The organism is Pelosinus fermentans JBW45, from assembly GCF_000271665.2.
Classification (GTDB): Bacteria; Bacillota; Negativicutes; order DSM-13327; family DSM-13327; genus Pelosinus; species Pelosinus baikalensis.
On record NZ_CP010978.1, the window covers coordinates 1357753 to 1372367 of the forward strand.

15 protein-coding genes are annotated in these 14615 nt (G+C 38.3%); 12 read left to right on the forward strand and 3 right to left on the reverse strand.

Going from position 1 to position 14615, the window contains the following annotated elements:
* The first annotated feature begins 2 nt into the window (after positions 1–2).
* The 8 genes from JBW_RS05590 (at position 3) to JBW_RS05620 (ending at position 7606) form a co-directional block, all read left to right on the forward strand.
* The gene (locus JBW_RS05590; protein ID WP_007955923.1) at positions 3–1214 is read left to right on the forward strand and encodes an ABC transporter permease; all 1212 of its coding nucleotides are present in this window, start codon (positions 3–5) and stop codon (positions 1212–1214) included.
* Positions 1215–1561: 347 nt separating this feature from the next.
* Positions 1562–2740: an MGDG synthase family glycosyltransferase gene (locus JBW_RS05595; RefSeq protein ID WP_007955924.1), complete on the forward strand. Its 1179-nt coding sequence runs from the start codon at positions 1562–1564 to the stop codon at positions 2738–2740.
* 44 nt (positions 2741–2784) lie between these two features.
* Positions 2785–3477 (forward strand): zinc dependent phospholipase C family protein, encoded by a 693-nt coding sequence (locus JBW_RS05600; RefSeq protein WP_235334145.1) that lies wholly within the window; start codon positions 2785–2787, stop codon positions 3475–3477.
* A 294-nt stretch (positions 3478–3771) separates the two neighbouring features.
* On the forward strand, positions 3772–5511 hold the full coding sequence (locus tag JBW_RS05605; RefSeq protein WP_007955927.1) for an ABC transporter ATP-binding protein/permease: 1740 nt from the start codon (positions 3772–3774) through the stop codon (positions 5509–5511).
* A 216-nt stretch (positions 5512–5727) separates the two neighbouring features.
* Complete coding sequence (locus JBW_RS05610) at positions 5728–6285, forward strand: site-specific integrase (RefSeq protein ID WP_007957245.1); 558 nt, start codon at positions 5728–5730, stop codon at positions 6283–6285.
* 165 nt (positions 6286–6450) lie between these two features.
* Positions 6451–7053, forward strand: a complete 603-nt coding sequence (locus tag JBW_RS05615; protein WP_007957239.1) for an HD-GYP domain-containing protein — start codon at positions 6451–6453, stop codon at positions 7051–7053.
* A gap of 2 nt (positions 7054–7055) precedes the next feature.
* A complete protein-coding gene (locus JBW_RS25100) occupies positions 7056–7211 on the forward strand; it encodes a hypothetical protein (protein ID WP_162484828.1) in 156 nt (51 codons plus the stop codon).
* A 161-nt stretch (positions 7212–7372) separates the two neighbouring features.
* Positions 7373–7606 carry a DUF1653 domain-containing protein gene (locus tag JBW_RS05620; RefSeq protein ID WP_007957237.1) on the forward strand — a complete coding sequence of 78 codons (234 nt, stop codon included), beginning with the start codon at positions 7373–7375 and terminating at the stop codon, positions 7604–7606.
* Here the strand turns inward: JBW_RS05620 and JBW_RS25625 are convergent.
* The gene (locus JBW_RS25625; RefSeq protein WP_235334146.1) at positions 7583–7846 is read right to left on the reverse strand and encodes an Lrp/AsnC ligand binding domain-containing protein; all 264 of its coding nucleotides are present in this window, start codon (positions 7844–7846) and stop codon (positions 7583–7585) included. The two genes, JBW_RS05620 and JBW_RS25625, sit on opposite strands and share 24 nt — an antisense overlap.
* 272 nt (positions 7847–8118) lie before the next feature.
* Here JBW_RS25625 and JBW_RS05625 point away from each other — a divergent pair, with 272 nt between their 5' ends.
* The 4 genes from JBW_RS05625 to JBW_RS05640 all read left to right on the forward strand — a co-directional run bounded on the left by JBW_RS05625 (position 8119) and on the right by JBW_RS05640 (position 13793).
* Positions 8119–8715 carry a DedA family protein gene (locus JBW_RS05625; RefSeq protein ID WP_007957235.1) on the forward strand — a complete coding sequence of 199 codons (597 nt, stop codon included), beginning with the start codon at positions 8119–8121 and terminating at the stop codon, positions 8713–8715.
* 73 nt (positions 8716–8788) lie between these two features.
* The gene (locus JBW_RS05630) at positions 8789–10429 is read left to right on the forward strand and encodes a putative polysaccharide biosynthesis protein (protein ID WP_007957234.1); all 1641 of its coding nucleotides are present in this window, start codon (positions 8789–8791) and stop codon (positions 10427–10429) included.
* 586 nt (positions 10430–11015) lie between these two features.
* Positions 11016–13412, forward strand: coding sequence for an anaerobic ribonucleoside triphosphate reductase (locus JBW_RS05635; RefSeq protein ID WP_007957233.1), 2397 nt, complete (start codon positions 11016–11018; stop codon positions 13410–13412).
* An 81-nt stretch (positions 13413–13493) separates the two neighbouring features.
* Positions 13494–13793: a putative quinol monooxygenase gene (locus JBW_RS05640; RefSeq protein WP_007957232.1), complete on the forward strand. Its 300-nt coding sequence runs from the start codon at positions 13494–13496 to the stop codon at positions 13791–13793.
* A 106-nt stretch (positions 13794–13899) separates the two neighbouring features.
* Here JBW_RS05640 and JBW_RS05645 read toward each other — a convergent pair whose 3' ends face one another.
* On the reverse strand, positions 13900–14130 hold the full coding sequence (locus JBW_RS05645; protein WP_007957231.1) for a helix-turn-helix domain-containing protein: 231 nt from the start codon (positions 14128–14130) through the stop codon (positions 13900–13902).
* A 146-nt stretch (positions 14131–14276) separates the two neighbouring features.
* Entirely contained in the window at positions 14277–14507 is a 231-nt protein-coding gene (locus JBW_RS05650) for a helix-turn-helix domain-containing protein (protein ID WP_007957230.1), read from the reverse strand.
* Positions 14508–14615: the final 108 nt, after the last annotated feature.

The window sequence follows — 14615 nt, forward strand, 5'->3', positions numbered from 1 at the left end:
TTGTGTTTAGTGAAAGTATTTCCATCGCCTTAGCGGGGCTTAAGGCGAATAAATTGAGAGCGATGCTTACCATGCTGGGTATCATCATTGGTGTTGGTGCAGTAATTGCAATGGTATCCATTGGGATGGGGGTCAAAGATAAAGTAGCAACCTCCATTGCCGGACTCGGCAGTAACTTGCTGGTGGTAACACCTGGTGCCTCTAATGCTGGCGGTTCCAGGCAAGCCGCAGGATCCAGCATCACCTTGAATGAGAAGGATGCGTTAGCGATAACCCAAGAAATAGCGGGGATTAATCTGGTAGCACCAGCAGTTACTCGTTCGTATCAGGTGGTATTTGGCAACCAGAACTGGACTACGAGTATTCAAGGTACGACTCCTGATATTCAGGGGATACGTGATTACAATATAGAAGAAGGAAGTTTCTTCACAAACCAGGATGTTGAAACTCGAGCAAGAGTCGCAGTGCTGGGAAAAACAGTGGCAGAGAACCTGTTTAATGGTGGAACTCCAATTGGGCAGACCATCCGCATTAATAATGCACCCTTTCGGGTAGTTGGTGTGTTAGAAGCCAAGGGAGAATCAGCTGGAGGCAATCAGGATGATACGGTCATCATTCCATTGAAGACAGCACAGGAACGCTTAATGGGGATTACGTACATTCAAAACATCAACGTTCAGGCAACTGGTACGGATGTGATTTATCAGGTTCAGGATGATATTACAACTTTGCTGAGAGCACGTCATAAGTTAACAGCAACGACCCCAGATGATTTTACCGTGCGGAATATGGTAGCGATCATGGCTGCTGCGGATGAAACCACCAGTATGATTACTTCATTGCTAGCCGTTGTTGCAGGGCTGTCCCTTCTAGTGGGCGGTATTGGTATTATGAATATCATGCTGGTGTCAGTAACGGAAAGGACACGGGAAATTGGCATTCGAAAAGCACTAGGCGCGCGATACCAAAATATCTTATTGCAATTTCTGATTGAAGCAATTGTAATCAGTGTCACTGGAGGAGTACTCGGTATCGCATTAGGAATTGGTGCATCTTATGGAATTTCATCCATTGCAGGCTGGAAGACAGTGATTTCTAGTCTGGCCATTGTGGCAGCCTTTGCCTTCTCTGTATTCATTGGTTTATTCTTTGGCATATATCCTGCCCGCAAAGCAGCATTGCTTGATCCGATTGAAGCCTTGCGATATGAATAATGTCATAGAAAACAGGCAGTTTCCTCATTATAAGGAAACTGCCTATTTTCTTATAAGTATGGAAAGTATGCGTCCAATGCCGCTGCCGCGACACACAAAGGAGAGCACAAAAGAGGTTATAAATATCCCTTTGTGTCCTTTGTGTTTTTGTGGTTCAATCCGTTTTATTCTTTTAACGGGCGGTTGGAGTATTATAGAATTTATAACCGTAGCATTCTTTGCGGTTCAAAGAGTTTTATTTTGAAAGTAAGGTAATATTAACGAAATGTTAATGTAATCCTAATTTTTTTTTATTATGGTTATGATATTGTCAATATATATACAAAATAATATTAAGAGGTGGGACTATGAAATCAAAAAAGATTCTCATCGTTTCAGCGTCAATTGGCAATGGACATATGCAAGCAGCTTCGACGATCAGTGAGGAGCTGCAGGCAGATGATTCCTGCAGCGTAACAATTGTTGATTTCTTACAGGTTGGTCAATTTCGTTATCCGACATTAAATCGACTGCAAATCGAGTTGATGAATCTTATGAAATCATCCTATTATGGAATTTTAAAAGTTGCACCCAATCTATATAAAGGACTTTATAGAATAACAGAGAATCAACAAACTCGCAAAATGATAGATTTTATTAATGCAGCCAATCAAAAAATGATGGCTGGTTTAATTGCTGAGTATCGTCCTCATGGTGTGATCTGCACTCATCCTTTCCCTCTTGGTGCGGCTTCTGCCCTGCGATATAAGAGGAGCAGCTATTTCACTCTTGCAGGCATCATTACCGATTTCGCGGTGCATCCTTGGTGGATTACAAGCGGGGTTGATCACTATTTTATTGCGAATGAAATGATGGCGAATGAGCTGCAGAAATATGGTATTCAGAGGAATCAGATCACTGCTAACGGTATCCCCGTTAACCGAAGCTTTATGCCTGCTGACAGGAGCATAAAAAAACAAGTTCCCGAAATTTTAGTTATGGGCGGAGGTTTAGGTTTTGGGTCCATGGATGCAACATTGCGCAGGCTGGAACAACTGCCAAAGCCTATCCATATCACAGTTGTGGCGGGAAAGAATGAAAAACTCCAACAACACCTAAGAGTATTAGCCGCGGCATTGCACAATGAAATTACCGTATTACCTTTTTCACCTCACATAGCCTCGCTTATGAAGAGGGCAGATCTATTAATCACGAAACCCGGGGGGCTGACCTGCAGCGAGGCTTTAGCCGTGAATTTACCCATGGTTTTACTTAACCCATTACCGGGGCAGGAAGAAGAAAATGCAAACTATCTGCATTGCCAAGGATCTGCATTATGGGTAAAAGAAGAAAATGATATTGCCATAAAGGTTGCAGCCATTTTAAATGAAAAGTCAAATGTATTAAAAGAAATGCAAGATAAATGTAGGGAGCTAAGTCCCCATGATGCTGGTAGAAAAATAGCTGAAAAAATAAATGATCTTGTTGGAAACCGCGGAAAAAGGCTTACTGACCTGGAATCTTGGCAGAAAGCGGGTGTTCAATAATGCTAAAAGCAGTAGTTGAAACAAGTTTGAGAACCCTATCCTTTATGGATAATCCAGCATGGCAGCAAATCGATTCTTCTTACTGTATTACTCATCAATATTGCAATGATCAAGCCCTAGGGATTTTGCAGAAGAATGGGTTTATAAAAGAGGCGATGTTACTCGCTGCATACTATCAACAGCTTCAGAATGGAGTAATCTGGGCTGATTTAAACTGGAAAAATATCCATCATTTCCTACATCCGACTACTCGTCGCGGATTTTGGCATTTCTCCAATGCGGCTTGTGATTATCAGCAGTTTTTTTCTATGGCGATCAAACATATACGGCAAGGTTGTATCGAAAGTTCCATTTTTTATTTAGGGGCTGCAGCTCACTTGGTACAAGATATGTGTGTGCCTCATCATGCAAAGTGCCAACTGTTTGATGGGCACAAAAAGTTTGAATTATGGGTGGAGAAGAACTTGCCGAACTTTTCTTTTACGCAAAATATGGAGATTGATGGTACGAATCCTAGTGGTGTACTCGTGAAAAATGCAGCAACTGCCTTAGAGTTATATCCCTATGTCAATGCAGAAGCTGAAATTGAACAATATAAACAAGCAACAGCCATATTATTGCCCCTGACCAATCAAAGTACGGCAAATCTTTTTTGTTATTTCTTTGCCAGAGTCAAAAAAATCCTTGGTGTTTCATCCCTGGACTCATTATTTAAAGATGCTTTCACTCCTTTTTAATTGTTGCCGATTGGAACTGGAGTATTTATTTAAAAACATAGAAGCAAGAGCCTTCTATTTCATGTATAAAAGGTAAAAAAAACCACAAAGGACACAGAGAAAACAGAGAGCACAGAGATAGGAATTAGAAAATCCTCCTCCGTGCTCTCTGATTCTCTGTGTCCTTTGTGGTTAACGTTCTATACCTAAAAAAGCCATAAGAAAGTTTGTTGCCTAGGTAAGTGGCAAAATATCTAAGTTTTTGTTATGGCCTTACTACTAAGTGAATATACAATAAGGAGGTGATAGAAATATATGAGGAGAGGGAAAGCTGCCTTATTATTAACTAGCTGGAAAATTGCCAGATCCTATTGGTTTTCAGAGGAAAAGTGGTCTGCTTGGGGATTACTCTTTACCGTTATTACCTTGAATCTGGGAATTGTATATATGTTAGTTTTAATCAATACCTGGCAAGTTAATTTTTATGAGGTTATACAAAGTCATAATTATCAAGGATTTATGGAGTCCATTGGCCATTATTGTATATTGGCAGCTTGTTTGGTTGTGGTACGAGGATATCAAATTTATACGCGAATGATGCTTCACATTGGATGGCGACGATGGATGACAGAACGATACTTATCCGATTGGCTGACTCACAAGACCTACTATTTATTACAGCTTTCTCAAGAGCATGATATGGATAATCCTGATCAGCGTATTAGCGAAGATATCGAGATGTTTGTTTGGCTTACTCTTAGGCTCTCTTTAGATCTGTTGCAAGATTTAGTAACTATTTTGTCGTTTATTGTGATTTTGTGGAATTTATCAGGTATAATTACCCTATCCATTGCTGGATATGAAATCCCTATACAAGGTTATTTGGTCTGGGTAGCTATGTTATATGCAATGGGGGGGACTTATTGGACAGTTAAGACAGGGCGTCCTTTGGTTAAATTGGATTTTGACCAGCAACGTTATGAAGCTGATTTTCGTTTTAGCCTAATGAGATTAAGAGAAAATGCAGAAAGTATTGCTTTATATGGCGGCGAAAGACAAGAAAAATGGAGTTTTCATCAAGGTTTCGGCAAAATTATCGCTACCTATCAAAAGATTATGAAGGTTCGCAGGTCACTAACTTGGTTAACCTCTTCCTATACGCAAGTTTCATCCATTTTTGCCTCAATTGCAGCAGCACCGCGTTACTTTACCAGTCAGATTCATTTAGGGCAAATGTTTCAGATTGTAGATGCCTATCGACATGTACAAACAGGATTCTCCTTTGTTGTCGATAGCTTTACACTTCTTGCCCAGTGGCGGGCAGTCGTCAATCGTCTTAATAATTTCTTAGTAAGTATGGAAATGGTTCGCGGTCAATTGCCTAGAGCGTACAAATTAAATATTTCCCGGGAAAACTCCGCTGTATACTCTGCATGCAATCTTCAGATATTCTTACCAGATGGGTCTCTTCTAATAAAAGACTTATCCTTATCCATAAAACCCGCTGACAAATTATTAATTATGGGAGAATCAGGCTGCGGGAAAAGTACATTATTACGTACTTTTGCTGGTATTTGGCCCTATGCTTCTGGCAAGATCATAGTGCCTGATAAACAAAAAGTAATGTTTCTTCCTCAAAAGTCGTATCTGCCTTGCAGTTCTTTACGGGAGACTCTAGTCTATCCAGATATCGTCAAGGAAGACAAGGATAGAGTGATGCGAGAGATTCTAGTCATGTGTAAGCTAGCCCATTTAACAGATAAATTACATATCGTAGCTGATTGGGGTCATACTCTTTCCTTAGGAGAACAGCAAAGGGTTGCTTTTGCCAGAGTGCTATTGCAAAAACCAAATTGGCTGTTTTTAGATGAAGCTACATCTGCTTTAGATGAGGGTACAGAGCAAGCTATGTATAAAATGATCGTTAGTACTATGTCAAGTGCAGCCATTATAAGCGTGGGCCATCGCAGCACTCTTATGAATTATCATACGGCAAAGATGGAGTTAAATAGTATGGGAAGTTGCGTAGTCACAAAAATCCATAAATGTAAATGATAATAGAACAAAAAATCGCACTCAAAGGAGGCTGCTCCTCCATTTTGCGCGATTTTAAACGTCATTTATTCATACTATTGATGTAACACAATATACTTGTGTTACGTCAATAGCAAGATAAGGAGCATCATCTGCCTCAATGCTAGAAATGTTATTTTTGAAAATTAAAGTAACATATTGTATACTGAAAAACAGATAAGAAACATGATATAGGACGTGATTGAAATCGAATATGTAGAACCAATACGATGCAAAACACAGATCAATCAAATTAAATTTTATTTAAAGAATAAGAATTTACGAGATTACTTACTTTTTGTCTTAGGTATTAATAGCGGATTACGCATATCGGATTTATTATTATTAACAGTAGCCGATGTAAAAGACAAAGATCGCATCTTGCTCAGAGAGAAGAAAACAGGAAAAAGTAAGGATTTTCCTCTGTCTGATACATGTAAAAAGGCCATAGATGAATATCTTAAAACGATACAAATTAGTGATGGTTGTCTATTTAAAAGCAAAAAAGGTAATTGGCCAATTACCAGGGTGCAAGCATATCGAATTATTAATAGTGCAGCACGAGAAATCGGTATTAATGATGCGATTGGCACCCATACACTGCGTAAAACTTTTGGCTATTGGGCGCACAAAAAAGGAGTAGATATCACAAAAATCCAAAAACTGCTAAATCATTCCGCACCAAATGTAACATTAGCTTATATCGGAATTACAAAAGATGAATTAGATGACGTTTATATCAATTTAAACTTATAAAAAGCTATGATTTATGAATTTTTTAGCTAGATAAATCTTAATTCCTAGAAAAAAAAGGATAATTAGAAAAAATGACGTAATATGTTTTATTATGGAATTTTCTAGTTGACGTAACACAAGTATATTATGTTACATTGCTAGTGCTGCCTTTTGAGGAGGAATGATATGCTTCAAAATTCAATTATAGATGACGAAATCATATTTAAATATCCTTGTAACACTCGATTAGAAATAACAAATTATCTATTAACCTTAATTCATCAGCATGATGTAGATACTGCTAAGCACTCTTGTAATGTAGCAAATATAGCTGTTCGCTTTGCCAAAAGACTCAATCTTTCCTCTCAAATGATTAAAGATATATCCTTTGCTGCATTGCTTCATGATATTGGAAAAATAAAAATTCCACGACAAATTTTAAACAAACCTGAAAAATTAACTAAAAGTGAATTTGAGATTATGCAAAGACATTCTCAATATGGTTTTGTAATTTTAAACCAAATACATCCATTGCAAGACATAGCAGAAGCTGTTTGCTGTCATCATGAAAAATTTGATGGAAATGGTTATCCCAGTGGCAAAGCTGGAGATGAAATACCATTGATTGCACAAATCTTAAGTATTACGGATGTATATGAAGCTCTTACTTCAGACCGGACTTATCGTAAAGCAATGACCCAAAAAGAAGCTTTTCAAGTGATTAATAGCGGCAGGGAAACTCATTTTAATTCAGTATTGGTTAATATGTTCTTATTAGGAGGGTGCTAGTGGTGGAGTTCCATGAAAAAGTGGAGTTTCTTATCAAGTTGTTGCAAGAAAATAATAACAATAGCTATGAGGAAGAAGCATTCAAGCAATTGGAAAACCTTTTAGAAGAATATGCACGAAATTATAAACCTAAGCGTTATGTCAAAAGTGCAAAGTGACCATATTCTTTATATATAGGATAACCTAAACTCTGCAACTTACTAGATTCATAGGATCTTGTAGGCCTTTTCTTTTGTAAACGACATAGTTGTTATATAAGACAACTATGATAAAATGATAAGCAGATACATAGCCTAATTAGGTCGGCAGGAGGATATAGATGATTACAGCTGGTACATATCAACATTTTAAAGGTAATTTCTATGAGGTGCTTATGATTGCAAAACATAGTGAAACACAAGAAGATTATGTGGTGTATCAAGCCTTATACGGAAATAAGGGAATGTGGATACGCCCCTTAGCGATGTTTGAGGAAATGGTGGAGTTTGAGGGACGGACAGTGAAGCGATTCACATATATTACCTCTTCTTTACAGGTTGGATGGACAGATTAATTCGATAGTTAAAATGGCATCCAGCAAATGGTTGAGATCTTGCTGGTTCGATAAAGCTGCTTTTAGCCAATAGCAGCCTTCGCCGCTAATTCGATAGGCTTCTTTAGTAAGGAATGCGACCCTATTACTAACAATCAATGATCGATTGTTATTGGTTGATCTGATGTTAAGTCCAGCAGAGGCTATGCCGCTTATTGTCAATTCAACAAATGAAGGGCGCAACCCTCTTGTTCCCATCATGAATCCTCAGAATTTTTTGCAGCGGATTGATGCTGTACTATTGACTCATTAAAAATGTCATTGCGAACGCTAGTGAAGCAATCTCCTTCTTGCGAAAAGGTTGTTTCGATATTGTTTGTAATGACATTACTTTTTTTGTCGTTTTTTATTACTATTGTTTGCAAAATTCTTCTAAAAGGAATAAAATTTCTATGTAGTGTATAGTAAGTAATTTTCAGATTCACACTATATTAATTGGGTAGGTGTGATATAATTTATTTCTTGGGGGAATTATGGAAACTCTTTTTCAATATGTAATTCACTTAATTGGGATATGGGGGTACCCTGCTGTTTTCATTGGTATGGCTTTAGAAAGTGCGAATGTACCCATTCCCAGTGAACTGATCTTTGGTTTTGCTGGTTATCTTGTCTTTTTAGGCAGGATGGATTTCAATACAGCTGTAATAGCAGGTGTGGCAGGTGGACTAGCAGGATCGATTGTATCCTACTTGATTGGCTATTACGGAGGACCGCCTTTTATTACAAGGTATGGCAAATATATTTTTGTATCTGAAGCGAAAGTAGCCATGGCGCAAAAATGGTTTGACCGTTATGGACTGCTTGCGGTATTGGTGGCTCGTCTGCTGCCGGTGATTCGTACCTTTATTTCTTTACCTGCAGGCTTTGCGAGGGTTCATTTTATTAAATTTATAGTGTATACTATCTTAGGATCTGTACCATGGACCATTGCGCTTATTTATGCAGGAATGATGCTGGGGGCGAATTGGGAAATGATACGCAGTATTGGTCATGAGGCCAGTTTATTTGTAGCTGGTGCTTTGGTTGTGTTAATAATGTATTATATAATCAAAAAACGTAAGAATGCTTGAGGATAAAATCGGAACCGCATCATTAGGATTGTGTAAATAGGCAAGCATTACATTACGAAACGAAGGATAAAAGATGACGGAAGAAAATGAAAAAAACAATAAGAATAAAGGAAGTTCCAATTCTTTTCTAAAAGGCACCTTAATATTAACAATAGGTGGCGTTGTTGTAAAAGTGATTGGCTTTTTAAACTGGATCATCCTGTCACGGGTGCTGGGCGGTGAGGGAATTGGACTGTACCAAATGGCTTTTCCCATCTATCTTTTGGCCTTGAGCGTTTCCTCAGCAGGAATTCCTGTAGCGATTTCCATTATTACTGCGGAGAAAAGAGCCTTAAATGATTTCATTGGTGCAAATCGTGTTTTTCGTATTTCGTTAACTGTATTAGTATTAACGGGGCTGTTCTTTAGTTTATTATTGTACTTTGGTGCTGGTTTATTAATTGAATATCGCTTCATTCGAGATCCACGGGCGTATTATTCTTTATTGGCATTAGCACCTGCGGTTTTCTTTGTTACGATTTTATCCAGTTATCGAGGATATCTGCAAGGCTGCCAAATTATGACGCCGACAGCTGTTTCGCAAATTGCAGAGCAATTGGTGAGAGTCATTACCATGCTGATATTTGCCAGCTTATTACTGCCAAAGGGCCTCGAATATGCTGCAGGAGGGGCGAGCCTGGGGGCTGCTCCAGGAGCTGTTGCAGGTCTTCTTGTACTTATTTATTATTATATGAAATTACAGAAAAAAGGTAAAAAGCAAGAAACAGGACAAGTTTCCCAAAGAGCCCAGGAATCGAGTATGAGTATTATAAAGCGACTTGTCAAACTTGCGCTGCCCGTATCCTTGTCGAGTATTATGCTGCCCATTGTTTCCAATTTTGATTTATTTATTGTTCCAGCCAGACTGGAAGTGGCAGGGTATACAGTGGAGCAAGCCACGGAATTATTTGGCTATTTAACAGGGATGGCAGTGCCTTTGCTCAATTTATCAACGATTTTAACGGCTGCTTTAGCAACTAGCTTGGTACCTGCCATATCAGAATCCTTTTCTTTGGGGAATATCAAACGAGTCTATCAGCAAACAGCTGCTGCCATGCGTGTCTCAAGCTTGGTTACCATTCCTGCTTTTGTTGCATTATGGATATTGGCTGAACCCATCTCTCAAATGGTCTACAATGCACCCCAGGCCAGTCATTCCATTAGCATCTTATCGATTGGGATTGTTCTTTTAGGCATACATCAGATAACAACAGGAGTATTACAAGGGATGGGAAAAACGTCTATCCCAGTGATCAACATGGGACTGGCTGCTGTCTTTAAAGTGATTCTGAATTGGACGCTTACAGCAATCCCCACTCTTGGTATTAAAGGGGCATCCTGGGCAACGGTAGCGGATATTGGAATAGCAGCAGTATTAAACATTTATTTCGTACACCGGCATGTGGGATATGCTCTTGATTTAAGAAGTTTAGTAAAACCAAGTATAGCAGCAGTTACTATGGGCGGTGTAATTTACTTTAGTTATGATGCCATTATGGCAGCAACGGCGCATATTGCCTTTTCTACATTGACAGCAATGGCTTTGGGCGTTGTGGTATATGGCGGAGTATTGTTAGTCATTGGCGGTATCAGTGAGAACGATATGAAGCAAGTTCCTATGATAGGATCGCGCTTAATTCCTCTATTGCGTAAATTTGGAGTACTTAAGGAGTAATGTATGATTAAAAGGATTTAGCAGCAGCTAAGATTGGTATGAAAACCTACCTCGTCACGGACTGCCTTATTAATGCAAAAGGAAGCAATTTTAGAGCCGACTATACAGGAACATTAAAAGAATTAGCAGAAAATCTTGGTGAAATTATCAAAAAAACTAAGCAAATTTTATAGCGAATGAACCACCCGATAACATATAAAGATTAGGCAGTAGGAGTTAACTTTATTTGCCTAATCTTTTTGATTTCACCCGTGGAAAACAGGGTGCCATTATCCTGAAAGTTTACATAATTATAGAAAGCGTCATACAATATATAGTTTGTGATAAAAGCATTTATACTATATATTGTGTATTAAACCTTTTCTAGATATTATAAATAAAAAAAAGTCAAGTCTTGGTTAAAATTAAAATAGTGATATAATTACTTATGAAGAACAAATTACTCCATTCCAATATGGATATTTTTTTTGCTGATTTTATATGAAGAATGGTGTATTTTTGCAAAATTACGTTGCTTTTTCCCAAAAATGCAAAGTGTGAAGAACGGACAAAATTCATTAAAAAAATAAGATGCAGGGTGGTAATTATGAGTATTTTTCAAGTTGTGAAACGTGATGGCCGTGAAGTGGAATTTAATGGCGATAAAATTTTTGATGCAATTCAAAAGGCGTATACTGAAAATTTTGATGGCATAGTAAAAAAAGAAAAGATTCAGCTATTAACGGACAAGGTGTTTAATGCGATTGCATCTAGATCGAATCAGCGTTTGTCAGTAGAAGAGATACAAGATATTGTTGAAGATGTCTTACTGCAGTCAGAAGAAGTTGCTGTTGCTAAGAAGTATATTGCTTATCGGGCAAAGCGCACCCAAGTGCGGGAAGCCAACATGCGTTTAATGATTGATTATAAAGACATTACCTTTAAAGATGCAGAACAGGTTGACGGGAAAAGAGAGAATGCAAATGTAGACGGCAATACGGCTATGGGAACCATGCTGCAGTATGGAGCAACAGGATCGAAACAATTTGCCATTCACCATATTTTAAAACCTGAACATGCCAAATTTCATCAGTCCGGCTATATTCATATTCATGATATGGATTTTGAAGCCATTGGTACGTTGACTTGTTGTCAAATTGATATTAAAACCTTGTTTCGCAATGGGTTTTCCACGGGACACGGACATTTGCGAGAGCCACAAGATATTATGAGCTATGCTGCGTTAGCGGCGATTGCGATTCAGAGCAACCAAAATGATCAGCATGGTGGACAATCCATCCCCAATTTTGATTATGGCTTAGCTGCTGGAGTCGCTAAAACCTTTATAAAATTATACTCGGAGAATATGAAGAAAATATTATTGATTGATTTCATGGACTTAGATGAAGAAAAAATTACGGATATCCTTGCAGCTACCATACATGAGTATAGCGGTGAGCAGGGCGATTATCCTCGTATTGGTGAAAAGGAATATCAAACCTATCATATAGATGAGGCTCTGCGTTTAAAAAAAGCTTTACTCAGTCATGATATTCAGGCAGCAGATTCAGATATACAAAAAATTCAGGACTTCACCTACTGTTTTGCGAAAAAGGAAACAGTGAAGAAAACATACCAAGCCATGGAAGGTTTTCTTCATAATTTGAATACGATGCATTCCAGAGCAGGGGCGCAGGTTCCTTTTAGCAGTATTAACTTTGGTACGGATACTACCCCGGAAGGGCGCCTGGTAGTGGAACAATTCTTATTATCTGTAGAAGCTGGCTTAGGGAATGGAGAAACGGCTATATTCCCGATTAGTATTTTCAAAGTAAAAGAAGGCATTAATTATAATGCAGAAGATCCTAATTACGATTTATTTAAACTATCCTGCCGTGTTTCGGCTAAACGGTTGTTTCCTAACTTTGTTTTCATTGATGCGCCTTTTAATCTGCAATATTACAAACCAGGTCGTCCTGAAACAGAGATTGCTACCATGGGATGCAGAACAAGAGTCATATCCTCCATTTTCCCTGAGTCGGATGGTGTGATATACGGTCGCGGCAATAACTCCTTTACCAGTGTGAATCTTCCTAGAATTGGGATTAAGCATGGTATTGCCCTGGGAGAAAGAAGGCAGCCTGACATTGAAGGATTCTATCAAGAGCTGGATTCATTAATTGAACTGGTCATTCAGCAAATACTAGATCGCTATGAAATCCAGAAAAATAAAAAGGTAAAGAATTTCCCATTCTTAATGGGACAGAATATCTGGTTTGACTCTGAAAAGTTGGACTGGGAAGATACTCTGGAAGATGTTATCAAGCATGGCACGTTAACCCTTGGATTTATTGGCCTTGCGGAAACACTGACAGCACTTTATGGCAAACATCATGGCGAATCAGAAGCTGCTCAAGAAGCTGGTCTTCGAATTATTGGTCATATGAGAAAACGTATGGATGAAGCAGCAGTCAAATATCAACAGAATTTTTCCCTGATTGCTACACCAGCAGAAGGTCTATCAGGACGCTTTGTAAAAATTGATGCAAAAAATTATGGCGAAATTCCAGGCGTAACCGATCGGGATTATTATACCAATGGTTTCCATGTTCCTGTATACTATGCTATTCCAGCAGCCAGAAAGATTGAAATCGAAGCTCCCTATCATGCAATGACCAATGCAGGTCATATTACCTACATTGAGTTAGATGGAGATTTAGTTAAGAATCTGGATGCCTTTGAAATGGTCGTACGTAAGATGAAAGAATGCGGAATTGGCTATGGCTCTATCAATCATCCCGTGGATCGTGATCCTAAATGCGGCTTTACCGGCGTGATTGGTGATCAATGCCCTAAATGTGGACGAGTAGAAGGAGAAGGCGGTATGGGCTTTGAACGCATTCGCCGTATCACTGGCTACTTAGTAGGAACCATGGACAAATGGAACGATGGCAAACGTGCAGAAGAAAAAGACCGCGTAAAACATGGTGTGAGAAACCAATAGCCTTTGACAAATAATACTAATAGACACGGTGGAAAAGTGTTATAATTAGAGAAATTGTTTAACAGAGGAGACTTTGAAAATATGATTACATTAGTAGCCAATATGCAAGCAAAACCAGGTAAAGAAAACGAATTGGAAGCTGCTTTACAGGTTCACTTTCCTAAAGTTCAACTTGAAAAAGGTACAGCAGCCTATGTGCTTCATCGATCAACGGAAAAAGTAGGACAATTCTTCTTTTATGAAAAATACCAAGACCAGCAAGCATTAGACTATCATGGGTCTACGCCTTACTTAAAAGAACTATTCAGCAGTATTGCAGACTTGCTTCTCGAAAAACCAGAAGTTAAACTATATGAAGAAGTGGCAGCAATTTCTCGATAAGTAATGTAGAATAGTGTGACTTTTTACGATATTGCCTGTATAAAAATAGGATTCGCTAAAATGCGAATCCTATTTTTATATTCATATGTATTGATGACGAAATAAACTACTTCCTATCCGGGCTATCTGATCTTCCCACGAGATAATCAAGGGAGACGTTGAAGTAGTCGGCGAGGGCAATAAGAGTATCTGAGGCTGGGGTCGTAATTTTAGTTTCAAATTGACTGATAGTTCCTCTATTTTTTAGCCCTATTTCATCCGCCAGCTTTTGCATTGAAATGTTACTGTTCGTACGCAACTGTTTTAATCTTTGTGCAAATATTTCATTTGGAAACATAAAAAACCTCTTGATGTTTCGAAATACGAATCATATAATGAAAATGTAGATTCGTACCACGAAACAATGTTGATTATAAATAGGATAATTCTATTATTTAATCCCAATTATATCCGATATTGAATTCAGTTCCTAGTGTAAATCGGTTATTTCCTTGTTTGATCATTTGATCGTCCTACGAGGTAATCAAGAGAAACATTAAAGTAGTCAGCAATGGCAACAAGGGTATCAACAGAAGGCGAGGTCATAGTCTTTTCGAATTGCGTTATACTACCTTTGCTTTTTAACCCTATCGCATCAGCTAATTTTTGGGTTGACACTCCTTTTAATTCACGGAGTTGCTTTAAGCGAATTGAAAAAATATTTTTATCGTACATAATAAACCTCTTGGCGGTTAGCTATACTAACCAATATAATGAGACTGAAGGCTAGTATTACTAGTTAAACGTATACTTTAAATTAAGTAGTTTAATTATAATAAACAT